This window comes from Serratia sp. BNK-12 (assembly GCF_047456085.1).
Lineage (GTDB): Bacteria > Pseudomonadota > Gammaproteobacteria > Enterobacterales > Enterobacteriaceae > Serratia > Serratia liquefaciens.
This window is the reverse complement of record NZ_CP179896.1, coordinates 1,747,229-1,772,777: the sequence shown is the minus strand read 5'-3', so window position 1 is coordinate 1,772,777 and position 25,549 is coordinate 1,747,229. Positions and strand designations below refer to the sequence as shown.

The window sequence follows — 25,549 nt, the reverse complement described above, 5'->3', positions numbered from 1 at the left end:
TATTCGCCCCGTTCACACGATTCCTCTGTAGTTCAGTCGGTAGAACGGCGGACTGTTAATCCGTATGTCACTGGTTCGAGTCCAGTCAGAGGAGCCAAATTCTTGTTTTCATGCCTCTTTGCGAATCCTTATGTGATTTAGATTCAATAAGTTAGCGCGAAAAATCTTCCCGATGCATTTTTAGTTTTTCCTCCGCATCGGGAGAATTTGGTGGTCAGATTTGGGGTCATGTTGGTTCGATGACGGAGTGACCCCCAAATGTCTCTTAACGACACAAAAATCCGCAACTTAAAACCATCCGCTAAACCCTTCAAAATTTCCGATTCCCATGGTCTGTACCTGTTGGTTAATCCAGGCGGTTCACGTCTCTGGTATCTCAAATATCGTATCAATAGAAAAGAATCTCGCCTTGGCTTAGGCGCCTACCCTGACGTGTCTTTAGCTAATGCTCGTCAACAGCGTGATGGTATCCGTAAACTCCTCGCGCAAAATATCAATCCAGCACAACAGCGCTCTGCTGAAAGAACCACTTCCACACCAGAAAAAACCTTCAAACATGTGGCACTGGAGTGGCATAACAGCAACCGAACATGGTCTGAGAACCACGCATCCCGCCTGCTTGCCAGCATGAACAATCATATATTCCCTGTGATTGGACACTTGCCGGTAGCTGAACTGAAACCTCGTCACTTTATCGACCTGCTGAAAAGCATTGAGAAAAAAGGTCTGCTGGAAGTCGCAGCACGTACCCGGCAGCATATGTGCAACATAATGCGTCATGCTGTGCATCAGGAGTTGATAGAGCACAATCCCGCGGCAAATCTGGAGGGTATCATCGCCCCGCCAGTTAAACGTCATTACCCCGCCCTTCAGTTGGAGCGACTACCGGAACTGTTGACTCGCATTGAGGACTACAAGCAAGGACGAGAGTTAACCCGCCTGGCTGTCTCACTCACCCTTCACCTATTCATCCGTTCCAGCGAACTGCGTTTCGCCCGTTGGTTTGAGATCGATTTCAAAAATAGAATCTGGACCATTCCTGCCACTCGCGAGTCCATCCCCGGCGTCCGCTACTCTGGCCGTGGTGCAAAAATGCGTACTCCACATATCGTTCCACTCTCCTGTCAGTCTATTGCTATTCTGAAACAGATACGGGAAATATCCGGACATCAGGAACTTATATTCCCCGGCGATCATAATCCGTATAAACCGATGTGCGAAAACACGGTCAATAAGGCGCTACGCCTGATGGGCTATGACACAAAAGATGAAATCTGCGGCCACGGATTTCGGGCAATGGCATGTAGTGCCCTGATGGAGTCTGGCCTATGGGCGCAGGATGCGGTTGAACGGCAGATGAGTCACCAGGAGCGTAACAGCGTTCGAGCGGCTTACATCCATAAAGCAGAATATCTCGATGCCCGTAAAGCGATGATGCAATGGTGGTCAGATTATTTGGACAGATGCAGAGAGGAATTCGTGCCACCCTATGTCAGGGGCCGCCAGTAGCAGATGGTATGAACCTTAGGATGTGACTAATTGGTAATTTTGAAAAAGGGTTCAGCTAATGGACCCTGTTTTAATTTGCATAAACAGCCATAGAAATGATCGGTCCACAGTCATTTCTCATAGCCAGATAGGCATTCTCACCACGCATTTTTTGCCGCAGGATATCTCGGTAACATCAGAAATGTGGAAACAAGATCTGGTTGAGGCGAAAAGTTCATTTAACTCAACAATCCCCCTGAGGTTATTATCATAGTGCCGTTTGATTTCGGATAAACCATGGCATACTGCCAATGTATGCGGGAAATTGCTTTTATTAACCGTCTCTTAAACATTGAGACCATTTATTATGAGCTTTCTGTATCACATCCCCAGCACGTTCATCTCACTTGATTATTTGCAAATAAAACCCCTTCAAATAACTGCCCTTGCCAAAATAAACAATCTTAAACTCCATACAGAAGATCAAGCTCAGAGCTAATTTCTACCAGACCGCAAAAAATCAAGGTTATTTCACTGTTCAAACGAACATACCATCAGAGCTGCCAGGTGAAACTAAAAGTGAGAGCTACGTAACGTTCCCTTAACACGACAATTGACGAATTTATTACGGTGGGTATTGTTTATATCTCACAAACGAGCAAACAAAACTGATCATATGAGCAAAAAACTGAGTATCTAAAACCATAACCCAGTTTGCTTGTCATTCAGTTATCGCTTTCAGCTCTGTCATTTCTTAACGATAGTTCAGAGGTAGTTCAATGAAACAGGACCTTGTTGCGGGTATAGATTCCTCCACCCAGTCTTGTACCGTCATGCTGCGTAGTCTTGAAAATGGCAAGGTGATCGCACAGGCTCGTAAGTTGCATCCACCGACCACACCGCCGTGTAGCGAGCAGGATCCGCAAGCCTGGTGGGATGCATTAGTCTCCGCGCTCACTGAATTAAAACAATGGTGGCCACGTATTGCAGGTCTGGCTGTCGGTGGCCAGGGGCACGGCCTCGTCATGCTTGATAATCACGATCGCCCGCTGCGTCCTGCGAAGCTGTGGAATGACACGGAGTCTGCACCGCAAGCGCGTGAATTGTGCGAGAAGATTGCTCCGGAAGAATGGGCACGCCTGACGGGCTCCGTTCCGGGGCCAGCAATGACCATTTCTAAACTGGCCTGGACAGAACAAAATTATCCGGGGCTGCTGGAAAAAGCCCACCGCATCATGCTGCCGTTTGATTATCTGGTTTACCGTCTGAGCGGTAGCTTTGTGTGCGAGCGCGGCGGGGCATCCGGTACGGGTTACTTCAACCCCTTCACCAATAGCTGGGAACCACAGCTGGCAGCGGTGGTTAACAGTCAAATTGACTGGATTTCCCGCTGGCCCACTATCATCCCGTCGCATCAACCTGCAGGCGTGGTGAAGTTGATGCCTGAGCTGGAGGAACTGGCGGGTGCAATCGTGGGTGTCGGGACCGGCGATAACATGTCTGCCGCACTGGGTATGAACCTGAAAACCGGTGATACCGGTATCTCTATCGGGACCAGCGGTACGTTATATGGCATCACCAGGAAAGGGATTACCGACAGCACCGGCACCATCAACGGTTATGCCGATGCGGCCGATCGCTTTATCCCCATGATTACTACACTGAACTCCGCCAAAGTCACCGATACATTTCGCAAAATGCTGCGCGTTACCCCTGACGAATTCGACGAGCTCGCGCTGAGTTCGCCACCCGGCGCCAACGGTCTTCAGCTTGTTCCGTGGCTGGACGGCGAGCGCACCCCCAACCTTCCTGACGCCACGGGACACATGCGCGGATTACGTACCACCACAACGATGCAGGATATGGCTCGCGCCACCGTGGAAGGCGTACTGTGCGGCCTTCTGGCGGGCGGTCTGGTACTGAAACAACATGGCTTCACTGACGACGGTCGCATTGTTGTCACCGGCGGCGGCGCAAAGTCACGAGCCTATCGTCAGATTCTGGCTGACCTGACGGGCAAGCCCGTTTGGATTTCTCCGGTGGGTGAAACGGCAGCCGCGGGTGCAGCCATTCAGGCTGCTGCTGCCGTGCTGGGATGCACAAATATTGAAATGGCCGATCGCTGGAGTGTGCCGCTTGAGAAAGTGGCCGAGCCACAACAAGATGCGCGCCATGTCCTGGACGCTTACGTTACCTATGCCAATGCATTATCAGGAGAGCTGCAATGAGTTCAATAACTACCCCTGCAAAAATCAAACCGCCTAAGCAGCCGCTCAAAGTCCCTGCAGAAGCGGGTATCGCCGTTGTTTTCTTACTGGTCATGCTGGGCGGGTTTATCGCCACGCCTAACTTCCTGACTGTTTCGAACATGATGGTGTTGCTTCTGAACGGCGCGGTCATCGGCTTCCTTTGCCTGGGACAATCCTTTGTCCTGCTGACCGGGGGTATCGACCTCTCCTGCGGTTCCATCGTGGCGATGACCTGCGTGGTTGCAGCTTTGCTGATGGAGAAATTTGGCATTCCGTGGCAGCTTGCCGTACCCATCGTTTTGGCGGTGGGTGCGCTGAGTGGGCTGGTAAATGGTCTGATAATCGAACGCACCGGCGTGCCGCCATTCATTGTCACTTTTGCGATGATGGGGGTTGCGGCATCCATACCACAAATTATCACCGGCGCCGAATCGATACGCGTGACGCAAATTGGTTACAGCCTCATCGGTCAGTCAAAACCGCTGGGTATTCCGTTCCCTGTCATAGCGCTGCTGCTGGCCATTGTTATTGGTGTCATCTTCCTGCGCCGCACCATCACCGGGACTCACATCTATGCGGTAGGCGGTAACGCAGATGCTGCACGCTTATCGGGGATCAGCATTCCACGCATCACCCTGTTGGTGTATGCAATTTCCGGGCTTTGTGCGGCATGCGGCGGCCTGATTTATGGATCGCGTCTGATGACAGGCTATCCGACGGCGGGCCGTGGTGACGAACTGTTCTTCTCAATAGCGGGTGCGGTGGTAGGTGGCGTCAGTCTGTTTGGCGGCACTGGCAGCCTTATCGGCGCGATGATTGGCGCCATGCTTATTGCCTCAATATCGAATCTGATGAACGTGCTGAACGTCAGTGCCTACTGGCAGCCGCTGGTCATCGGCCTGATCATCCTGTTCGGCGTCACTTTCGATACCTTACGTACCTCGAAAAAAATCGTGATCCCCTGGCTCAAAGTCAGGAAGTCACGCAAAACACAACAATAACGCTTCTTAAACCCTGACCTACATATATCCAGGAGATAAACATGAAACTCCGTACCACAATCACCGCAGGTGCAGCGATAGTCGCACTGTCCTGCATGCTCGCCGGCTGTAACCGTGAGGATACTGAAAGCACCGTGGGTGCCGGCAAAAAAACATTGGGCGTTACGCTGCCGAACCTCACCAACCCTTATTACGTTGCCATGAAAAAAAGCTTTGAAGACAATGCAGCGGCACAGGGCTTGAACGTAAAAATTTCGATTGCTGATAATGACGACGCCAAGCAACTTTCGCAGGTGCAGAACTTCATTGAACAGAAGGTGGATGCGGTCGCAGTGAACTGCGTCTCCTCAGGCCCGTGCGTGTCGATCATAAACCAGCTTAATCAGGCAAAAATTCCGGCGTTTGCCATCAACATCCTTCCGGATACCGAGGGGATGAAGCAGCAAAACGTCACGCTGGTTCAAGGTGTTCAGACCGATCAGCGTGAAGGCGGCAAGCTCATTGGCCAGCAGCTGTTGAAAGACATTGGTGAAAATGGCACTGCAACAGTGGGTATCGTGGGAGAACCAACATCCATTGCCGCAAATGCACGTGATGAAGGCTTCAAGGAAGCCGTGGCATCCAACAAAAACATTAAGTTCGTCGCGCTGGTCAATGGCAAAGTAGAAGAAACAACCTCCCTGAAAGTCACCACTGAAATGCTGCAGGGCAGGCCAGAAATTAACGTCGTGTACTCAGACACCGAACCTTCCGCGCTCGGGTCACTGGCGGCAATCCAGCAACTGGGGGTCAGTGACAAAGTGAAGCTGTATGCGTTTGTGGATAAAGAAGGCGTCAAAGCCGTTCAGAACAACAGCATATTGAAAGCCGGTGCGATTCAGGAGCCGGTTAAACTGGCTCAGTTGCTGGTTGAAAATGCCAGGAAGAGTCTGAACGGTGAACAGGTTCCAGCCATGATCAACAACCCACCGCTGCTGGTCACCAAAGACAACGCAGCATCGGTAATGGGTTCAGCATACTGACTTAAGTGAAAGGCGAAGAATGATGAATTATGTGGCGAAGCAGGTCAAAATCGGTTTTTCGGGTGTGCAGGTTCTCCACGGTGTGGATTTCAGCGTAAAGCCTGGCGAGATCCACGGCCTCTTTGGCCATAATGGAGCGGGTAAATCAACGCTACTGAAAATCCTGGCGGGCGTTAACACGCAGGATAGTGGAGAGCTGATGATCGGCGAAACGCCGGTGCACCTTGCTTCGCCACGGGATGCACTCAACAAAGGTATTGCTTGTGTGTATCAGGAACTCCGTCTCATTCCCGGCATGAGCGTCTGGCAAAACCTTTTTCTCGGACGTGAATGTCGTAAAGGCAGTGGCTTTATAGATGATGCAAGTATGATCGCGCATACCGAGAAAGTACTAAATGATTACCATCTGAGTTTCAGCGCTACCGCGCTGGTCAAAAATCTGTCACATCCTGAAAAGCAGATGCTGGAAGTGGTTTCTAACCTTGATCGCGACGCCCGTTTTCTTTTCCTCGATGAACCGACGACCGCGCTGGAAGGTGCGCAGGCAGAAGAACTGCTACAGGCAGTACAACGTATCGCACGCGAAAAGCAGATTGGCGTAGTACTGGTCTCTCATAAATTAGACGAAGTGTTGGGTGTTTGTGATGAAGCAACCGTAATGTGCGGCGGCCGAGTGATTTATAACGAAGGCAAAAAGACGCTGAGCAAAAGCGCCATCATTGACGCTATTGTGGGCGATGCAAATGCTTATCAGGCGCCGTCTAACAGCCGTAGTCTGATCCGCGGCGCGATGGGCAAACCCTGGCTCTCGGTCACAAACCTGCAGACTGATCGCCTGAAAGGCATCAACCTTGAGGCATATCGCGGGGAAATTTTGGGTATATACGGGCTGGCTGGTGCAGGCCGAACGCGCTTGTGCCAGACGCTGTTTGGGTTGGAAACCGTTACCGGTGGTGACATCCGGCTGGGTCACAAAGAATACCATCCTTCTTCACCGGCAAAAGCCATTGATAAGGGGATTGCTTACCTGACAGAAGAACGTAAAAAAGATGGCTTCATTCCTCAGATGTCGAGCTATGCCAACGCCATGCTGCCGGTTCTGAAAAAATTCCGTTCTGGCGGATTTGTCAGTCACAGCGCTGCGCGGCAGGCCGCCGCTGAGTTGCTGAGCAAGATGAATACGCTGGGAACGCTGAGCGGACCGATTAAATCGCTTTCCGGAGGCAATCAGCAAAAAGTTCTGCTCGCCAGGGTCATTGCGCAAAACGCCAATCTGGTATTGCTGGATGAGCCGACCAAAGGCGTCGACATTGGGGCAAAAGCGGATATTTATCGCATCATCCATCAGTTGGCAGATAAAGGCTGCTGCGTCATCGTGGTATCGAGTGAGGAAGAGGAATTGCTGGACGTGGCAGATACCATTACGGTGTTCCGACAGGGTAAATGCGATGGTGTGATCATTCCTGCACGCGACCTTAAACCCGCAGATCTTCGCAAAGCCGCATGGGAGCATGCTGAAGCCCAGGCTTAGGGCACTCATTCCGAACAGAACGCATCCAACGGCCAGCTAAGCTGGCCGTTTTTGTTTCAGCATTTGATTAACGTTATAGTTGCCCTCCTGCAGAAGACCCAAACAAATTGCATCAAGTGAGTTACCCCGCATACAGGCTCTGAGCGCTGGCGCAAAATGAGTGGAAAAATTGTGCAATCTGTCATTGGCATATTTGCAACAGGGCAGATATTAAGTTGTGCAAAGTGGCTATACGGCATAGCGCAGAAGGGGCAAGAGAAATGGCAGACTTTTACATCTCGGGTATACGCAGAGACAATGCAGGGCAACACATTCAGTACGTTAAAATCATCAAAGCCGGTAATGGGGAGAAGGACGTATCAATTAACTCGCGTCAGTTTGTCGCTGAGTTGATAAATGCCGGTAAGACAAGCTTTCAAACAATTACCTACGTGAATGACAAGTGGGTTTATGGGGCAATGGTTCATGTTATTGATGGGATTTATCTCACGACTGATCCTAATGATACCAAACGCGATAACTTGGGTAATTTGCTCACTTTTTAATGATGCGATGTTATAAGCGAATGAGCGCTTCCAGCGAAGCGCTCATTGTCATTACTCAAAATCAGCGTGTCGTTTAAACATGGTTTCACTGGTTTCACGCAGTTGGTCCATGAGTTCCAGCACGATGGCATCGTAGGTGATAAAGCAGAGTTGCTCGAAAGAGGAACCCATTGGCTGCGAAAACTGGCCCGGAGTGCGATCGTTTTCAGTTTTGACCGTTCCCGGTAATACCAGCACGCAGTTGGCCAACTGGCCAATCGCAGAGTCTTTCTTCATGGTGACCAGCGCCACGTCGACACCACACTCAACGGCTTTCTGCGCAAGGCTCTTGAGACTGCCTGTTTCGCCACTGCCTGAACCAATAATTAACAAATCACCCGCTTTCGTATGAGGTGATGAAATTTCCCCGACTACGCTGACCGAAAAGCCTAAATGCAATAAACGGTTAGCGAACGCGCGGATGGCAATACCGCTGCGCCCTGCACCTTGCAGGAAAATATGCTTCGCATTACGGATCTTCCCGATAAAATGCTGTGCCTGATCATTGTCGATATTGAGCGCGTTTTGTTCTAGTTCCCTGAGAATACTGACAGTATTTTCTTGAACACCCATTTTCTTTTCCTCCGGTCAGGCAATTGTACGGCCACCATCCATGAGGATCGTCTGTCCCTGGATGTAAGAATTTGACTTATCAGCAAGGAAGATGGCCAGGTTTGCGACATCATCGATTGTGCCCAGACGACGGACCGGAATTTTCTCCAGTACTGCGTCTAAATCTGCCTGCGTCGGGTAATTAACACGCATCATTTCGCCGGTGTCGATAAGACGCGGCGCGATAGCGTTGACGTTAACACCTTTTGGACCCAACTCCTTTGCCAGACCACGAATAAGGCCTTCCCCCCCGCTTTACTGGCTGGATAGCTCACCCCCCCGCCGGTACCTGACAGCGCAGAACCGGAGGAGATGTAAACGATTGAACCCTGGTTAGTTAAGAAGTCATCGTAGAAGGCTTTGACCGTATTGAATAAACCCGTCAGGTTGATTGAGAGTGTTTTGTTCCACTCTTCGAAAGTAATGTCTTTGACTTTATTAGCAAAAGCGACACCTGCGTTCAAAACCAGAATGTCGATACGGCCATAAGCCTCGATAACTTCTCTGCGCACTTCAGCCAGTGCCTGCGGATCAGATACGTCCGTTTTGACAAAGAGCGATTTAACATTGCCAAAGGTCAGTTCTTCCGCAGTTTTGATGCCATTAGCCTCGTTATAATCGACAATGACGGTATGCGCACCGCGTTCGGCGAATTGTTTTGCAATTCCTTTACCAATCCCATGCGCACCACCGGTAATTAGCGCAACTTTACCTTCAAAATGACTCATCGGTTGTTCTCCTGAATCTTTGTACTTAACGTGAGAGAAATCCCCACGTCTGCGGTCTACATAATGATTACGCGCTCAATTAAGAGCGCGTGAATGTATGTTGGATACTTAATGCATGACAGACTTTAATGCCTGATAGCTTGCTTTAGGGTTGTCATTAAATAATGCGCCACCGACAACAATTAAATCAGCACCCGCCTCCTGTACTTTTTTTGCTATTTCCAGATTAACGCCCCCGTCGACTTCAATTTGAATGTGCCGGCCAGCAATCATTTCTCTGGTTTTCTTAATTTTCTCGAGGCTTTTCTCGATGAAAATCTGCCCGGGTTTCCCCGGGTTAATGGTCATAATCAGGATGTAATCAATATCGTCCAACAAATATTCCAGAACGCTTTCAGGCGTACCCGGATTGATGACCACACCGGCTTTTCGCCCGGCCTTTTTTATTTTCTGTAAAATAAAATGCACATGCGGCGTTGATTCATAATGCACTGAGATCATTTCTGCACCAGTATTGATAACATCATCAATATGTCTTTCAGGATTAGCCAGCATCATATGTACGTCGAAAGTCATTTTGCTGGCTTTTTTCATTGCAGAAATTTGATTCGGCCCAAAGGCAATATTATTTACAAAGGTTCCATCCATTAAATCAACATGCAATATTTCAGTGTTCTCTTCTTCTAAAAAACGGAGCTCATCTTGTAGACTTAAGATATTCGCGCCAAAAATTGATGGTAAAATCTGTGCCATGGTAAGCAAACCTCATTTTTAAAATCAATGGAATACAGTGCTCAACCAATACGTCAATACTTCCCACGGGCCAGTCAGTACAAAGTCCGTACCCTGCCCCTGCAAGCCGACGCCTGCGCCATGCAGGAATTGGGTTGCACCCGGAGCCACATACCCTCCTAAATACATCACGACAATACTGAACAGTAAGGTTGAAATAATTGAGCGGATGACGTTTCCGTTGCTGGCCATTACGGTCATGGTTGTCATATAGATGATTGACATCAGAACGCCGATTGGGAAAATCATGATCCCCGGTAAAATCAGTGCGCAAAGCATGGTCAACGGAATGGTGATAACGGTGACGGTGATGGTCGCTGGGTCGCCCAGTGCCAGTGCACAGTCCATACCGATGTTCAGTTCGGCGTCTTTACCCATCTGCTTTTGCATAATCTCTTTGGCACTTTTCCCAATTGGAGACAGTCCTTCCATCAGGACACCCACCACTTTAGGCAGGAGCACCATTACCGCAGCCACCCCCATTGCCATCGGGACAATAGTGGTCACAGGCTGTTTAGTCAGCAGTCCAAGCAGACAACCTACAATGACACCGATGATAGCGGGTTCACCAAAAACACCCAGACGTTTCTGTACGCTCTCCAAATCAACGTCGAGCTTGTTCAGGCCGGGGATCAGGTCGATAATTTTATTGACCAGCAGTGCAAAAGGTAATGTCCAGCCTATATGGATCATGGTGGTACAGGTCGTCCCTTCCAGGCCATAATATTTCTGCCAACGGGGAGCAATTAAATCGCCAATAAACAGAGCGATAACGCTAAGTGCGACTGCCACGCCAAAACCGATAAAGAAGCTGTCAAACACGAAATAGGCCAGCGCGCCGGGAACCAGGAAGTGCATATAATTCCAGATATCAACGTTCAGCGTTTTGGTTAATTTAAGCCGAACAAGTAGCAAATTAAGAATAATACCCACTGGAACAACTAAAGCGGCAAAGGGTGCCACCCATGCGGCCGCTCCCACCGCAGGCCATCCGATATCAGCCACAGTGAATCCGCTTCCCAGTTTTGAATAGTAGGCAATTGCCGGCTGCAGGGATGTACTCAACAGATTAACAACCAAACCTAAACCAATGAAACCGATACCCACGGTGATGCCAGACTTAATGGCAGCACCGACTTTCATGCGGAAAACCAAACCCAAAATGAAGATGACAAGTGGTAGGATTGCCGTTGCCCCCATGCTTGTTATCGTTAGCATTATGTTTTTTAACATGTCCATCTTGTCATCCCCTGTGTTTTCTTATTAGTTTTTAGCCAGCTCTGTTAATAAATCCCCTAGTTTTTTTCGTAACACAGCTTCATTAATCCCGGTGATAAACCCGGCCACACTCATATGCGGTTTTCCGATATCACCTTTGTAGTTATTCGTGGTTAAAATCACATCAGCATTCTGTAATTCAGAAGGAAGTTCTGACATGCTGCATTTATTTATTTTGAACTGAGTAATGCCATATTCTGTACACACGGATTTCACTTCATCAGCAGCGATAGTTGACGTTGCGACACCGCTCCCGCAGGCTACGAGGATATTAATCATCATTATGCTCCTGAACTCTTATTGCATGACGGTGGAAATAAAAAGTGCCTGCGCTTTCTCGGAAGGAAGCTCAAGTAAATTTTGATAAAAGTCTTCCATTTGAAGATTACTAAAAAGGGCCTTCAGCAGTTGCAACTGATTAGCCGGATCGGTAACGACCAAATTGATAATGAGTTTGACCCACAATTTATCGTCGCCATCAGCCTGATCAACCTGAACCGGTTCAGGTAAGCGAATAATATAAATCGACGGGCTGTTGGCTTGGTTGCTGTCGCAATGTGGGATCGCCACAGAATAACCATCAAGCAAAATACCGGTTGGATACATGGCTTCGCGTTCGCGCAGTGCTGCCAAATAGGTCTTTTTCACTATCCCTTCTGAATACAGCTTTTCATGGATGTGCTGCAGCACCTCATCGTAATTTTTGAATGCTGCACCATCTGCAACATTAATAGCGACTGTACTCACCTTTTCACCTCGCTTTTTGCTCATTGGAGCAAACACTATCGATCACATGAGCAGTTATAGCATGCCAATTTTGCGCGCAAACAGAAAACATGCAAAAGTTGTAAGCTGATCACAAAATAAATGCATAAGTGCACGCAAATAATTGCTCATATGAGCAATATCGAGTAATTCATCTTTTAGATCAATCAAGTCAACCGGAGAGGGGAAGTAAAATTTTTATTATAAATCAGACGGATAATAGATTTTTTGAAGGTTTATATATGCGAACTGACCTATGTCAGAGGATTTGGCCATGCTCTGATCTAAGTCATGAGGGTTTACAGAATGACTGATAGCAGTGCCTAATGCATGCCTGAGAGGAAGGTGATCAAGGGCGCGGGCTACGCCCCTGTTGCTGATGTTCCGGGATCTATTTCAATCAGGAATTGACAAGCTTCACCGCAGTATCGAAGTCAGTGATTAACACATCTAAAAGGCCTGACTTCAGGGAAGCGACGATGCCTTCATACTTCTGTTCTCCCCCCGCCACACCAATCACGGTTTTCGTGTTACGCAATTGTTCGGTTGAAATACCAAACCCAAGACGGCTCATCGGGCTATCAAGGATCTCGCCTTTACTGTTAACGAGAGTAATGCAGACATCCGCAGCGATATCTTTCTCAAACAGATTTTTTTGCCACGACTCGGGAAAAATATCACACAAACTGGATGAGCCCGTTTTCCAGGCGCCAATACCGGTGATGACAACATCCAGCTGAGAATAATATTGTTGGGTATCCACCACAGCCGGATCACTGGCCAGTTTTTGGGCCAGGCTTTCATCATCCACCCACATCGGCACATACATAGGATGTGCCTTGCCCTGAGAGATAGTCGACAGTCTGTGGATAAGGTCGATCGGGCCCTGGCTAAATTCAATGCCCGGATGAACGCCAGATAGCTGCACAACATCTAATGCCGGCAAGCTGGTGAGTTGACTCACTGTGCTGGATAAAACGCGTCCCCAGGCAATACCAACCTTCATTCCCTCAGCGAGATTATTGTTGAGATAACTTGCAGTGATACCCCCCAGCTTCTCATTCAGTTCTTCCTGATTGGACCAGGATTCTGACACGGAAAGCACGATTGCCTTCTGCAGACCATACTTTCCGCAGAGATTAAGTGCGATCTCTTCGTCAAGCAGTTGCTGCTTTGGAAAGAGAAACTTCACATACTCTTCCTTTATTGCCTCATCGATAAGACGCGCCGCTTTAAATCTCGAAATCTCGAGTTCTTCAGCAATCTCAGTTTTGGTCTTCATCTCAACAAAGTAACGTCGGACGACGAGAGAATAGATATAGCGGGGATCGTAACCTGACCAGCGGCTGTTTTTTATACGTTTAGGCATAGAGCATTCCATCTTCATCCAAAGACAATATCAGCTGAGTTAAACTGTTACCCCTGCAATTTACTCATAAGAGTACACTTTTACCTGCTCTTTTGACATGAGCAAATGAGTCTTATCTTTTGGCGGTGTGATAGCTGACACATCTGATGATAATGGGTGAAGAGACCAGCGTTTTTTAGACGGTGGCAAGGCTTTACATTATGTGCTCTCAATCAGTGACGCTGTGGCCTGTGATTTCTGTTTTTTGGCGTGAAACGGGTTACATTGCTCATGTGTTCCTCGCAGATAAAAATGCCCATCGGGTGCGGCCTGAGTTCCACCGGGACAACCATTCATCCCAGATTTTCCGTTTTTTCCATTAAGACCAGCCCCACCGTTTTGATTACCGATTACCACGGATCCCCCTTTTCCTCCAGTTCCGCCTTTCCCGCCTTCACCTCCCTGACAGGCAAACGCTATAACGGAAAATCCCGTTAAAAAAAGATAAGAAAACAATTGAGCTCTGTTCATGTCTTTTCTCCAGGTTGCATCGGGTTTCGTTAGTTAGGGTAGCTGATTTACATTTCAATCCGTTCACTTTGCGCTGCGCCATTCTAAAGCAGTACAAAACACATAGCGAAAAGATCTGATAGCCACATAAACACAAGATAAAAATAGGATTTTAAGGGGTGTACTCATAAAATCCCCACATCCATGTGTGAATTTACCCATTTCGTAGCCAGTGACTAAGAAACTATTTACACGCTATAAGATTGGCCATCTGTTGCTGGTCCGGCAGACCGACGATCTGTTGAAGCATGTTGGCGTGGTTAAGATAATAAATTGCTGGCGTACCGCTTGCCCCCACATCCTCCATCAATTTCTGGTTGTATTGGATCTGCGAGAAAATCGGCTGCGGCGTTTTCTCCAAAAGTGCAGGCTTGTTTTTGCCACCCGACAACTCGAAATCCTGCCAGACCTTCGCGGGGTTTTCAGAAGACAATATCGCAGCCGCGTAACGGCCACTGTCGGGCTGCATGACACCCACTAACTGCGTTTTCATAGCGATTTTATTGTCCTTAATATAGGGCTGCACGTCCTGTCTGAATTTTGTACAGTAAGGACAGAAAGGATCGGCAAACACGACAATCTGACAATTTGCATTATTACTGCCTTCCGTGATACCGGCAGCTTTGGACAGTGTTTTCCACATCTCGCGGCCAGCAGGGATGTAAATCTCCTCTTTTATGACCTGTTCGCTGAGGTTACTTCCATTCTCATCGTACATATAACCTGATATGGCATGTTTTTTATCGGGGGTCAGATAAATTGTCACCCCCGTTCCCTGATATTTTCCCAACCAGCCCTGGACCCCGCCGGGAGCCGTGAAGGGTTTGATTATTTCTATACCTTGTTTTTCCAACTGCTTGATCGGTGCGGGAAGCGCTGCGGGCGTTGCTGCCTGAACCTGCGAGCCGATAAGTGCAGCAGATAACGCGAGGATGTATTTGTTCATTCTTATCTCCATATAATACGGCCCTGTTACGAACCGTTGTAGGTACTGCTGCTTTCAAAATTCAGGTAGCATCGCCAGAACTGGCACTCAATGCCTTGCTTATGCGGTTGAGCCCCTCAGCAAGCATAGCGCGTGGACAAGCCAGATTAAGGCGGATGTGCCCGTCGCCGTTACTGACAAACATTTGCCCCCCTTCAAGCAATACACCCGCATGTCTGGCGAAAAAGAGGGTTACCTCTTCCTGATTACTGACATCTACCAGACGAGAGATATCAATCCAGGCAAGATAAGTCCCTTCAGGAATGATAAAACGGGCCAGCGGATGATATGTCCCCAGGTAGTCCTGCAGAAAACGGAAGTTCTCGTCAATGTAGTGCCTGACCTGAGTCAACCACTCATCGCACTCGGACCAGGCGGCCTTGTTAGCCACCAGGCTCAGCGGAGAGATAAAATCATCATGCAGGCGAAGCCATTCGGCTCTCACTGAGGCATCAGGGATCATGATGTTTGCCAGCAGGTTACCCGCCAGGTTGAACGTTTTGCTGGTCGACATGCAGGTGATAATTTTATGATTTTCAGGAAAAATTGACGCGGCGGGAATATGCGTGACGCCCGAGCGGGATAAATCACAGTGGATTTCATCAGAAATAACCCACACATCATGTTTAAGGCATAACGCTATCATTTTCTGCAACTCATCACGTCGCCAAACTCGCCCGGTGGGATTATGCGGGTTACAGAGAAAGAAGGCTTTAATTCGCTGCTGGTCATCGCTCAGGGCTTGTTCCATTGCCTCAAAATCTACCGCCCAGTGGCCTTCGTTATTTCTAAGCGGGCAATCGACGACGCGACGACCGCTATAGTCTCCGGCTTTTTTAAACGGTGCGTAAGAAGGGGTCAGGATGAGGATGCTGTCTTCTTCGTGGGTCAGTAACGGCACCAATCGGTTAAGCGCAGGGATAATACCCGGGGAGAAAACAATGCTTTCTTCCTGAAACCGGTATCCGTAATTCCTTTCACACCAGGCCCCAAAAATCTCATAGTAATCCCTGTCATAAATGCGGGTGTAGCCAAGAATTTTTTTATCTAACCGGGAACGTATGGCTTCAAGCACCGGCTCGGGGGTGGAAAAAGCCATGTCTGCTACCCAGAGGTTTATAAAACCATTGGCCGGTACTTCCGGCGCGGGGCCTTCATGGGCACCAAACATATATTCACGCCAGCCGTCGATGGTTAAGCTGTCTGTCCCTGCCCTGTCCACTGCTTCATCAAAATCGTATTTCATAGAGGTTACCCGATTAGTTTATCCAAAGAGGTCACAGCGTCACTGATTATGCTAACGATTAGATATTCCATTGCTTTAAAACCTAAAAAACCATTTGTAGAGTGATCAAGTCATGACTGGCACGTTGATATCACTGCCGTATTTTCTGACCCGGTGCCTTGATCACCAACAGAATGCCCGCAAGGACTGCCAGCGTTGAAAATGCCATTCTGAGGCTCAATGACTCGCCCAAAAATGTTACGCCTCCCAGCATCGCCAGACAGGGCACACTCAACTGAACCGTACTGGCTGCAACAGACTCAAGACGAGGTAAAAGTGAATACCACAGCACATAGGTTCCTGCAGAAGCACCCGCACCAGAGAGCACTGCCAGGAGAATTCCGATACCGTCGAAGTGCGCTCCCTGGCTAATGAACGGCGACAACACCAGGGCAAAAGGTACAGCAAGGATGAAATTTGCCGCAGTGGCCTGCGCTGCATTGGGAGAGCGCTTTCCGCAAAGGGTATAAGCCGCCCAGGCAAGGCCTGAAAGCGCCATCAGAACAGCGCTGCCCAAGGGGGGCATTTTGGCACCAGGTAAGAGAAGAGCAGCCATGCCGGCTACAGCCAGCCCAAGCCCCGTTGCTCTGGAAAAAGACAGCCTTTCCCCATGGAAAAGGCCATGAGCCACCATCGCCAGTTGCACAACGCCAAACAAGAGCAAAGCACCTGTTCCTGTATCCAAATGGATATAGGCAAGGGAGAAACACAGGGCGTAGGCCATAAGAAAGAACCCGCTTTTCAAGCTCCAGACGCCCTGCTTTTTCCCCTCACGTCTCAACAACAGTGGTAACAAGACCACCGCCCCGCTCATCAGGCGAAGGTCACTGAACGTCACCGGGTCAATATGTTCGCCTTTCAACGCAATCCGACAGAGCACAGAATTGGCTGCGAATGCCATCATTGCTATCACTATCTTGAATCCAACAGACCGCCCCATCAGCGTGACGCCTCAAAATTAACAAATTACGTGATAATCTATCAATTAGTAGGTAGGATGGCAATGTCTACTTATGGCAGCCAGACACTAAAATGGTACGCCTTTTCAGGTCATGCCTGGAGCATTGGCCTTTATCATTGCCAGATTTATGTGAAGCCGTAGACCTGTTACTAATAAAGGAGAACATATGCAAGATTTCAACGTACTGCTCGAAGCAGCATCAGATTATAACGAATTTGTTGGCAGCGGAGCAGAAGAAGACCGCAATGCATTACGGCATTTTGAGGGGCTTGCCAACGAGGCATTACCTGACGATGTCATCAGTAAGCTCTCGCAACTTCCGGGTTCGTACAGCATTCTGGTAGCTGCTGAAATGTGGTGCCCCGACTGCCATAAAAACTTGCCTGTAATCCATGCCATTGCCGCGTCAGCGCCGGCAATACGTCTGGGTATTATCACCCGCGACAAGGCTGAAGCCGTCTTTAAGGCACACTTTGGTGTCGATAAAGTCAAAATTCCGTTTGCCGTGGTACTGGATGAGAACGCGACTCCGCTGGGGCAGTTTATTGAACGACCTGAAAATGCTACCGGCAACAATGGAGAAGTGAGCGAGAGGTACAAAATCGGTGAGCTTCTGGTCGATACCGCCCGCGAAGTGACTTCAATTTTTCCAGGAAAATAAGAGAGCGTTAAAGTTAAATTAATTGAATCTCAACTTGAAGGTAATAAACCTGGAAGTTGAGCAATGCCAGGGAAATAATAAAAATAAACCATAGCAACAATGCCCTTAGCCCTGCATCTAAGCAGGGCTTTTTTCGCGTAAAGAAAGCATGCTACGCAGTTTTGTATGTGCAATCAAAATGCTACACCCGTTTATTCAGTGGCCAACGACAGCACCAGCAGCTTCGCGAAGCTTTACACGCCCTCTAAATGTAAGCAGAACTCCAGGCAACGATAATCCCGGCAACATATTCCGCATCCTGAGGATGCGTCAGAAGATGATCTGCTTCACCCAGTGAGATAAAGCTTTTGGGGTGTCTGGCGGCTTTAAAAATTTTCTCTGCCTGTTCAATCAGCACGGTATCATCATTGGGAGCATGAAAAATCAGCAGCGGCTTATTCATGGTAAATACCTTCTCCGCTATTTTATGCTCCTGAATGTTATCCAGCATTTGCTTTTTGAGCGTGAATACCCGGCCTGCAAGCTCTACCGGGAAAGCGCCATGGTTCCTGATATCTTCGATATTGTCTTTGAACAACCGCTGTACATGCGTCAATTCGCCTGGCGAACCTATGGTTACGACCGCTCTGGCTTCAGGCACTTTGGCTGCAATAGAGAGGATTGCCGAACCGCCAAGGCTGTGACCGATCAGCAGCGAAGGAGCCTCGTATTCCCGACGAAGATAATCGACCGCGCACAGCAGGTCAGAAATATTCGAGGAAAAATTGGTATTGGAAAAATCGCCTTCGCTGTTGCCTAACCCGGTGAAATCAAAGCGAAGCACCGCAATTGAATTTTCTGTCAGTTTCCTGGCAATGCGTGCAGCACCTTTCAGATCCTTCCCGCAGGTAAAGCAGTGCGCCAACAGGGCAAAGGCTTTTGGATTTTCTGGCAATTCAAGCAACCCGGCAAGTTCCTCACCTTCTGCATTTTTGAAGGTAAATTTCAATTTTTTCATTATGTTAACTTTAAGAATGGTTGAATTACAAGCAAGATGCCTATCAGCCGCCCCATCATGGGGCGGCTTTGCGAGGTTACGACGAGCTTATCTGCGAACGGCCATGATACCGGCATCGACATCCCAGATTGCGCCAGTCACCCAAGAGGCTTTGTCGGACAACAGGAAGAAGATGGTATTGGCCACATCTTCCGGCGTGCCGACACGCCCCAGCGGATGGAAAGCGTTCAGCGATTGCATTGCGCCGGCAATGTCTTCTTTCGCCATGAAGCCTTCATAAATCGGGGTATGCACGATCCCTGGCGAGACCGCGTTCACGCGGATACCCGCACTGGCCAGCTCAATGGCCAGGTTGCGTGTCAAGGCGTGGAGACCGGCTTTGGCCATGGAGTACGCGGAAGCCGGTGAGTCGCCGAGTGCGGCTTGCGCGCCAATGGAGCCCACGTTCACAATCGCCCCTTCACGGCCGTCGGCCAGCATGTTCTTCACCACGTCCTGCGTGATGAAGAAGGTTGCCCGGTTCAACATCAGGTACATGTCGTAATCGGCTTCCAAATGCTCGGTAAAGCCTTTCGGCATGAAGATCCCGGCCGCATTGACCATCAGGCTAATATCGCGATGATTAGCATTAATCTCCTGACGAATGGCGTTCATGCCCTCTTCGGTCATCAGGTTTGCCGCAATCACGGACACGGAACCCAGTGGGCTCAGCTCTTTCTGAACCGCTTCTGCCTTGTCTTTTTTATTGCCCGTCAGTACCACGCTGCCACCGGCTTTCAGCACCATACGCGCCGTTTCCAGACCCATGCCGCTGGTGCCACCCACGACAAGCATTTTTTTGCCTTTAAAGTAATCGCTCATTTTGAACTCCGTTATTTGCAGGGTAGATTTGCCGGCAGTCATGCAGCCGGCTCGTTCAGGTTTCAGATGCTGCAACCGTCAGCGCCGCAGGTCTGGCCGTCGGTTTTTGCCAATTCAGCCGCTTTTTCTTCCCAGACTTGCTTCAACGCGTTCAGGAAGTTGTCCGCAGATTGCGCGCCGCTGATGGCATATTTTTCATTGAGCAGGAACAGCGGGACACCGCTGACCCCGATCGACCGGGCATGGGCTTCATCTTCAGCCACCGATGCACGGAAGGCCTCATTGGCAAGGGCACTTTCAGCGTCGGCTCTGGACATGCCCACTTCTGTAGCTAACGCAATGAGCTCCTGCGGATCGAAAATGGAACGCCCCTCAGTCACACTGGCCCGATAAAACCGTTCTGCCATGGCGTCGCCCATATTGGCGTGACGTGCAGCCGCGAGCAGCGTATGGGCATCTTCGGTATCGCCAAAGAGCATGGTGTCAAAGTTATACTGGAGCCCTTCTGCCTTCCCGGCCGTGCCCACCTGATTCATCATCAGTTCCGCCCCATGTTCCCCGCCAAACTTCTTGTAAAGGGCTTTGCGGAACGGCACGGCAGGCCGGTCGCCGGAAATACGGAAACTGTGGTGGCGGACCACGACCTGTTCCTTGTGTTCAAAGGCGGCAAGGCCCTGTTCGAAACGCTTTTTGGCAATCCAACACCAGGGGCAGACCAGATCTGACCAGATATCTATCGTAATAATCGGCTTAAGGGTTTGCATATTGGCTCCTGAATACCCCATTAATGTCGTCTGGCGGTGCCTCTTTATGTGAGCACCGCAAATACCACCGGCTTCGTGGCGTTAGTTGGCTTCCCAGGTGGGATAATCGGTGTAGCCTTTTTCCGGCGACCCCGTCACGCCGTAATACGTCGTGCGATCGCTTTCAGCCAGCGGCCAGCCGTTCTGCATTCTTTCGACCAAATCAGGGTTGGCGATGTACGGCACGCCAAACGCAACAAGATCCAGTTCGTCTGCCTCAAGTGCGGTTTCGGCAATCTCGCGGGTGAAGCCGCCGGCGGCAATAACGGTGCCCCCCAGAGTTTTACGGAACGCGGCTTTGAAACCGGCAGGTACCGGTGCCTGGGTATAAACAGGTTGATAATAGAGGTGCACATAAGCCAGCTCACGTTGGCCGAGGGCCGCAGCGATACTGGCCCAAATCTCTTCTTCACCTTCATAAGGCGCCAGGTCGTAAATCCGCCCGAACGGTGAAATGCGCAAGCCCACCTTATTGCTACCAATAGCCGCAGAGATGGCATCAACCGTTTCCAGCAGGAACCGCTGACGGTTTTCCACAGAGCCACCGTATTCATCAGTGCGAGGGTTCAGTTCACTGCTGAGGAACTGGTCGAAAATGAAGCCGTTCGCCGCCATGATTTCCACGCCGTCAAACCCGGCCTCCATTGCCAGACGCGCTGAATGGACAAAGTCAGCGGTAACGCGTCGAACTTCTGCGGTTTCCAGCGCACGCGGCTGGCTTGGAACGACAGGCCCCGGTTCGCCAGAATCGGTCAGTGCAAAGACGGTGGTGTTAACCGCTTGTACGGTACCGGCGGAAACTGGCGCGATGTTGCCCGGCTGAATAGAGGTATGAGACATCCGCCCCACATGCCACAACTGAGCAAAAATACGACCGCCCTTCGCATGTACCGCATCGGTCACTTTGCGCCAGCCCTGAACGTGTGCAGCGTTGTAGATCCCCGGGGTATACAGATAGCCGCGCCCTTCTTCAGAAACAGGCATGCCTTCGGTGATAAGCAGCCCCGCAGAGGCGCGCTGGGCGTAGTAAAGTGCAACGACGTCATCCGGCACGTCGTTCATTGTGCGGGTGCGGGTCATCGGGGCCATGACCACGCGGTTTTTTAACTGCATGCCTGACAGATTGTAGGGGGTGAACAACTTACTCATCGTATACCTCGCAAGGCGAAAGAGAGAAAAGCCCCGCTGGGGCCGGAGTTAATACTTAGCGGGCCGGGGAGCTGACGATCGCTTCCTGATGCCGGTTAAGCGTATGGCTGCACTATACCTACCTACTAGTTGATTGGTCAATAGATAAAAGAACAAATCATGCTGTCCTTTTGTCACCGGATACAGGCACAGGGAATGCTGTGTAAGGTGAGCTCCCGTCGGTGAGATGGTCGTCATCCTGTGAAATCAGGGAATTACAAATATCATTATTGGGCGTTATGGAGCTAAGACTGGCCGGTTCAGGGCGGCGAGGAGTCTTTCTCTCCCCTTATCATTGGGATATTAATCACCCCGATGGAGAAGAGTAAATGTCCAAACTTCACCTTACTGTTATCAGTACATTATGCTTGGCGTTGTCGAGCCAGGTCGCTTTTTCAGCCAGTTTTACGCTGACAAGTCATGAGCTTGAAAAAAACCGTTTCCCCGCAGCTCAGACCCTGAGTTCACCTTATGGATTTGGGTGCAGCGGTGGAAACCTTGCCCCCTCTTTTAACTGGAGTGGCGCGCCGGCAGGAACTCAAAGCTTCGCTCTCAAAATTTATGATAGGGATGCGCCGACAGGCCTCGGTTGGATCCACTGGCAGGTGGTGAATATTCCCTCATCTCTTCACTCGTTACCGGCTGGGATAACGGCGGATAACAAAAATCTCCCGCAAGGGGCTCTTCAGACCCGGACTGATTTCGGTATCCCGGGTTATGGCGGCCCTTGCCCGCCGAAGGGTGAAACGCACCGTTATGAGATCACGCTGACGGCACTTCGTGTCGACAAACTTCCGGGAATAACGGCGGACTCGACGCCCGCCCTGGTCGGCTTTATGGCAAAAGCGAACTCACTGGGCGAAGCGCATCTTCAGATTACGCAGGGCCGCTAACCGCAGCCAGGTTGCCGATAGCCTGGCCGGAAACCCGGACCAGGCTGGGGCTGAATCCGAAGCGAGTTCGAAATCTGGCGGCGAACTTAGACGGATTTTCATAGCCGACTTCCAGGGATATGCGGGTGACTGAAAGATCGGTCACCTGCAAAAGTGTCAGGGCGCGGCACATGCGAATGTCAGTCACCAGATGGGTAAATGACGTATTTTCGGCATGCAGATGGCGTCTCAGGGTGGTGGCCGACATACCCAATTCAGCCGCTACCTGCGCAGTATTCCAGTCTTGTGATATGTCTGCTGCAACGAGTTTGCGGATTTTTATCGCCAGTCCGGTATGTTGTTTCAGCGCGAAGAAAATGCGGTATTCATCCAGCCAACTCAGCATCTCTTCCATACGCCTGGCCACGATACTTTCAGGTATGTTTTCAGTATCTGTAATGGCCTCCGCGGTGTGATAAAAGGCCCGGCGAAAACTGTTGCCTGGCTCCGCCATTTTATTTGCTTCGTGCATGCTCATACGTGGGGCATGCATGAAGCAGTAGTTTTGGACGAAATCGGCACAAAAACTCAGCCATGATGCTTCGTACGTACCCGTTAAAGGTGATGGTGTATTGATGATATCAAAAGAGTGCCCCTCCCCGATGACCACCGCGTCCCCCGCTTCCAGCGTTATCTCCTCTTGCGCCCAGCGGATTATTTTCCTGCCATGGCGGACCAGGATGATTGTGGGTTCATCTATAGTGATATGGCGCATCATCAGGGGCTGCGTATGCAGTACATGCGCTGTACTCCCCACATTAATACGACTGGATAATGTTCTTTCCATCATCGCCTTACGAAAAGGAATAGGCCTGCCCTGTAGGCCGACACTTTATGGATGGGCTTGCTTTTTTATAAAGTAATCCCGATTTTACAATACGTCAGTGTTCTTATTCAGATGGAGTGAAATATCATAATCCTCAGCACGCCGTCCACATAAGATGACGCTTAGCCAATGATAAAACATGGCATTGTCTTCGCTTAAGCACCTTTATATCGATGATAGCTTTTTATGTTAATTAAACCTACCAACTGGTAGGTAGTATCACTGCAAAGTTACATCCTGCAGGAGTGAATGATGCGTGAATTAACCCTTTACAATGAAGATAATTTTAGAGAAATCGAGAGGCATGAAGGAGTTGCTGTGGTGCGCTTCTCTGCCCCCTGGTGCCCACCTTGCCAGATGAGTGAAGACATTTTTAACCATTTTGCCGAGCAGATTGAAAGCGACGTCAAAGTCGGCAAAGTGAATGTGGATCTGGCACCGGTGCTGACCACCAAATATGAAATTTGGGGCCTGCCGTCCGTACTGATGTTCAAGGATGGGCAGTTGGTCCAGCGTATACCGGGTGTTAAATCGGCAGGGTTTTATCAGCAAGCATTGTCAGAGCTGAAAAAAGGGCAGTAATGCCCTTTTATCTATGTTTAAAAAAGTCTCTTAGCGGTCTGATGCCTCATCGGCAAGCGGTTACCCCTCGTTCAGAGTGATAACCGCTTTGTTATAAAATAACCGACCAGTCTGCTTAGCGTTATTTATTGCGTTGGAAGGCCGGCATCAACGCTTTGTTATGTTCGATCACTTCATCCAATGCATTTTCAAGCAGTTGGCCGCTTTTGACCAGGGGATTAATAACCAGAGCGCGCCATGCCGTATACCGATTGCCACTGATGGCCGCCTCAATGGTTAATTGCTCAAAGCTTTTCATCAATTGAATCAGACGAAGTACATCTTCCGGGAAAGGTTCGACATTCAGTGGTATCGGTCCTGAACGGGTGATCATTGAACTGACCTCAACCGCACAGTCATCCGGCAGGCCCGCAATCGCACCATCGTTTCGCGTATTGACATGCATGATGATGCGTTTGTCGTTATATATTGCGCTCATCAATTCACATGCCGCATCCGAATAGTACTGCCCTCCCCGACCTTCCAGCGCTTTCGGTTTCTCGGCGAGTTCCGGGTTTCGATAAATTTCGAATAGTTCTCTTTCGAGCTCCTTTACGATCTCACCACGAGTCCCTTCCCCTTGTGCTTCGCCAAGCTCCTGACGGTACATGTCGTCGCTCATGTAGTAATAACGCAGGTAGGGGCAAGGTATCATTCCCATATTCGCCAACAACCGATCCGGCCATTTGAAAGGAGGAATATTTTTAGGCACCAAAGGATCATTCCCCTCTGAAATCAGCTCAATAACCTGAGGCAGCTTATCCTTACCTTCATGAAAAATATGGCGCGCAAAAATGAAGTGATTAAGTCCCGCGACCTGTATGATAAATTCATTGATGTCACTGACACCTAAAGCACTGGCAATACCTTTTTGCATGATAACAGGCACATTGCACAGCCCTACGGTTTTGACTTTGCTGTATTTCAGTATCGCTTCAGTGACCATTCCCGACGGGTTGGTAAAGTTCAGCAACCAGGCATCCGGGCACAGTTGTTCCATTTCTTTCGCTATAGCCAATGCAATCGGGATAGTGCGGCATGCATTGGCAAACCCACCCAGCCCATTGGTTTCCTGACCGATCATGTCGTATTTCAGCGATATCCTTTCGTCGCTGATCCGTGCTTCCAGGCAGCCGGCCCTGAACTGAGAACAAACAAAATCGGCACCGAGCAGTGCTTCTGTGCGGTCAAGGGTTTCATAAACCGGTATATCCAGCCCATTTTTTTCCAGCATCCGTCGGGTGAGGCCAGCAATGATCGCCATTTTTTCACGGCCATCCTCAATATCAACCAGCCATAACTCGCGGATCGGAAATTCATTTTGACGCTTGATAATGCCTTCCATCAGTTCAGGTGTGTAGCTTGAACCCGCTCCAATAACCACTAACTTAAGACCCTTCATTAGATATTCCCCTCATCGTTGTTGTCAGGACGTCTGTTGGGCCAATTAAAGAGGACAAG

Annotated in this window: 25 protein-coding genes, 1 tRNA gene and 1 pseudogene; 10 read left to right on the top strand and 17 right to left on the bottom strand. The window is 49.6% G+C overall.

Annotated features, from left to right (window positions below; genetic code table 11):
- Positions 1-21: 21 nt before the first annotated feature.
- From ACMGG1_RS08065 to ACMGG1_RS08035, 7 genes are all read left to right on the top strand, one after another.
- Positions 22-97: transfer RNA gene (locus ACMGG1_RS08065), tRNA-Asn, on the top strand.
- A 161-nt stretch (positions 98-258) separates the two neighbouring features.
- The gene (locus tag ACMGG1_RS08060) at positions 259-1,509 is read left to right on the top strand and encodes a tyrosine-type recombinase/integrase (protein WP_032693577.1); all 1,251 of its coding nucleotides are present in this window, start codon (positions 259-261) and stop codon (positions 1,507-1,509) included.
- Positions 1,510-2,267: 758 nt separating this feature from the next.
- Positions 2,268-3,716: a xylulokinase gene (gene xylB, locus ACMGG1_RS08055; RefSeq protein WP_072351807.1), complete on the top strand. Its 1,449-nt coding sequence runs from the start codon at positions 2,268-2,270 to the stop codon at positions 3,714-3,716.
- Positions 3,713-4,738 carry an ABC transporter permease gene (locus ACMGG1_RS08050; protein WP_032693575.1) on the top strand — a complete coding sequence of 342 codons (1,026 nt, stop codon included), beginning with the start codon at positions 3,713-3,715 and terminating at the stop codon, positions 4,736-4,738. Before xylB ends, ACMGG1_RS08050 begins: the two co-directional genes overlap by 4 nt.
- Positions 4,739-4,779: 41 nt before the next feature.
- Positions 4,780-5,760, top strand: a complete 981-nt coding sequence (locus ACMGG1_RS08045) for a substrate-binding domain-containing protein (RefSeq protein ID WP_024359909.1) — start codon at positions 4,780-4,782, stop codon at positions 5,758-5,760.
- Between the two features lie 22 nt (positions 5,761-5,782).
- Positions 5,783-7,291: a sugar ABC transporter ATP-binding protein gene (locus ACMGG1_RS08040; protein ID WP_020439335.1), complete on the top strand. Its 1,509-nt coding sequence runs from the start codon at positions 5,783-5,785 to the stop codon at positions 7,289-7,291.
- A gap of 260 nt (positions 7,292-7,551) precedes the next feature.
- Positions 7,552-7,836, top strand: coding sequence for a DUF3892 domain-containing protein (locus ACMGG1_RS08035; protein ID WP_032693573.1), 285 nt, complete (start codon positions 7,552-7,554; stop codon positions 7,834-7,836).
- A gap of 51 nt (positions 7,837-7,887) precedes the next feature.
- On the opposite strand, the gene hxlB is transcribed toward ACMGG1_RS08035, so the two are convergent.
- The 11 genes and pseudogenes from hxlB to ACMGG1_RS07980 form a co-directional block, all read right to left on the bottom strand.
- Positions 7,888-8,448 (bottom strand): 6-phospho-3-hexuloisomerase, encoded by a 561-nt coding sequence (gene hxlB, locus ACMGG1_RS08030; protein ID WP_024359910.1) that lies wholly within the window; start codon positions 8,446-8,448, stop codon positions 7,888-7,890.
- A 15-nt stretch (positions 8,449-8,463) separates the two neighbouring features.
- Positions 8,464-9,215 (bottom strand): annotated as a pseudogene (locus tag ACMGG1_RS08025) (SDR family NAD(P)-dependent oxidoreductase).
- Between the two features lie 108 nt (positions 9,216-9,323).
- A complete protein-coding gene (rpe, locus tag ACMGG1_RS08020) occupies positions 9,324-9,968 on the bottom strand; it encodes a ribulose-phosphate 3-epimerase (protein ID WP_120150979.1) in 645 nt (214 codons plus the stop codon).
- 24 nt (positions 9,969-9,992) lie between these two features.
- Positions 9,993-11,246 carry a PTS transporter subunit IIC gene (locus ACMGG1_RS08015; protein ID WP_020439340.1) on the bottom strand — a complete coding sequence of 418 codons (1,254 nt, stop codon included), beginning with the start codon at positions 11,244-11,246 and terminating at the stop codon, positions 9,993-9,995.
- 24 nt (positions 11,247-11,270) lie between these two features.
- Positions 11,271-11,564: a PTS sugar transporter subunit IIB gene (locus tag ACMGG1_RS08010; protein ID WP_024359913.1), complete on the bottom strand. Its 294-nt coding sequence runs from the start codon at positions 11,562-11,564 to the stop codon at positions 11,271-11,273.
- A gap of 18 nt (positions 11,565-11,582) precedes the next feature.
- On the bottom strand, positions 11,583-12,032 hold the full coding sequence (gene gatA, locus ACMGG1_RS08005) for a PTS galactitol transporter subunit IIA (protein ID WP_047611334.1): 450 nt from the start codon (positions 12,030-12,032) through the stop codon (positions 11,583-11,585).
- 418 nt (positions 12,033-12,450) lie between these two features.
- A complete protein-coding gene (locus ACMGG1_RS08000; protein WP_015697025.1) occupies positions 12,451-13,419 on the bottom strand; it encodes a sugar-binding transcriptional regulator in 969 nt (322 codons plus the stop codon).
- 198 nt (positions 13,420-13,617) lie between these two features.
- The gene (locus ACMGG1_RS07995) at positions 13,618-13,929 is read right to left on the bottom strand and encodes a hypothetical protein (RefSeq protein WP_071825604.1); all 312 of its coding nucleotides are present in this window, start codon (positions 13,927-13,929) and stop codon (positions 13,618-13,620) included.
- A 223-nt stretch (positions 13,930-14,152) separates the two neighbouring features.
- Positions 14,153-14,914, bottom strand: a complete 762-nt coding sequence (gene dsbG / locus ACMGG1_RS07990; protein ID WP_120150980.1) for a thiol:disulfide interchange protein DsbG — start codon at positions 14,912-14,914, stop codon at positions 14,153-14,155.
- 61 nt (positions 14,915-14,975) lie between these two features.
- Complete coding sequence (locus ACMGG1_RS07985) at positions 14,976-16,199, bottom strand: MalY/PatB family protein (RefSeq protein WP_015697022.1); 1,224 nt, start codon at positions 16,197-16,199, stop codon at positions 14,976-14,978.
- A 130-nt stretch (positions 16,200-16,329) separates the two neighbouring features.
- Positions 16,330-17,178: a DMT family transporter gene (locus ACMGG1_RS07980; protein ID WP_414161278.1), complete on the bottom strand. Its 849-nt coding sequence runs from the start codon at positions 17,176-17,178 to the stop codon at positions 16,330-16,332.
- 187 nt (positions 17,179-17,365) lie between these two features.
- On the opposite strand from ACMGG1_RS07980, the gene ACMGG1_RS07975 reads away from it, so the two are divergent.
- The gene (locus tag ACMGG1_RS07975) at positions 17,366-17,860 is read left to right on the top strand and encodes a thioredoxin family protein (protein WP_120150983.1); all 495 of its coding nucleotides are present in this window, start codon (positions 17,366-17,368) and stop codon (positions 17,858-17,860) included.
- Between the two features lie 244 nt (positions 17,861-18,104).
- Here the strand turns inward: ACMGG1_RS07975 and ACMGG1_RS07970 are convergent, their stop codons facing one another.
- The 4 genes from ACMGG1_RS07970 to ACMGG1_RS07955 all read right to left on the bottom strand — a co-directional run bounded on the left by ACMGG1_RS07970 (position 18,105) and on the right by ACMGG1_RS07955 (position 21,670).
- Complete coding sequence (locus tag ACMGG1_RS07970; RefSeq protein ID WP_007374395.1) at positions 18,105-18,857, bottom strand: alpha/beta hydrolase family protein; 753 nt, start codon at positions 18,855-18,857, stop codon at positions 18,105-18,107.
- Between the two features lie 87 nt (positions 18,858-18,944).
- Positions 18,945-19,718, bottom strand: a complete 774-nt coding sequence (locus ACMGG1_RS07965; RefSeq protein WP_032693564.1) for an SDR family NAD(P)-dependent oxidoreductase — start codon at positions 19,716-19,718, stop codon at positions 18,945-18,947.
- A gap of 62 nt (positions 19,719-19,780) precedes the next feature.
- Positions 19,781-20,482, bottom strand: coding sequence for a DsbA family oxidoreductase (locus ACMGG1_RS07960; RefSeq protein WP_032693563.1), 702 nt, complete (start codon positions 20,480-20,482; stop codon positions 19,781-19,783).
- Between the two features lie 81 nt (positions 20,483-20,563).
- Positions 20,564-21,670, bottom strand: coding sequence for an alkene reductase (locus ACMGG1_RS07955; protein WP_120150984.1), 1,107 nt, complete (start codon positions 21,668-21,670; stop codon positions 20,564-20,566).
- A gap of 368 nt (positions 21,671-22,038) precedes the next feature.
- On the opposite strand from ACMGG1_RS07955, the gene ACMGG1_RS07950 reads away from it, so the two are divergent.
- Entirely contained in the window at positions 22,039-22,602 is a 564-nt protein-coding gene (locus ACMGG1_RS07950) for a YbhB/YbcL family Raf kinase inhibitor-like protein (protein WP_032693561.1), read from the top strand.
- Here ACMGG1_RS07950 and ACMGG1_RS07945 read toward each other — a convergent pair.
- Positions 22,586-23,431: a helix-turn-helix transcriptional regulator gene (locus ACMGG1_RS07945; RefSeq protein WP_046373123.1), complete on the bottom strand. Its 846-nt coding sequence runs from the start codon at positions 23,429-23,431 to the stop codon at positions 22,586-22,588. The genes ACMGG1_RS07950 and ACMGG1_RS07945 overlap by 17 nt on opposite strands.
- A gap of 288 nt (positions 23,432-23,719) precedes the next feature.
- On the opposite strand from ACMGG1_RS07945, the gene ACMGG1_RS07940 reads away from it, so the two are divergent.
- Entirely contained in the window at positions 23,720-24,049 is a 330-nt protein-coding gene (locus ACMGG1_RS07940) for a thioredoxin family protein (protein WP_015697014.1), read from the top strand.
- A gap of 121 nt (positions 24,050-24,170) precedes the next feature.
- Here ACMGG1_RS07940 and ACMGG1_RS07935 read toward each other — a convergent pair whose 3' ends face one another.
- Complete coding sequence (locus tag ACMGG1_RS07935; RefSeq protein ID WP_120150985.1) at positions 24,171-25,490, bottom strand: 6-phospho-beta-glucosidase; 1,320 nt, start codon at positions 25,488-25,490, stop codon at positions 24,171-24,173.
- Positions 25,491-25,549: the final 59 nt, after the last annotated feature.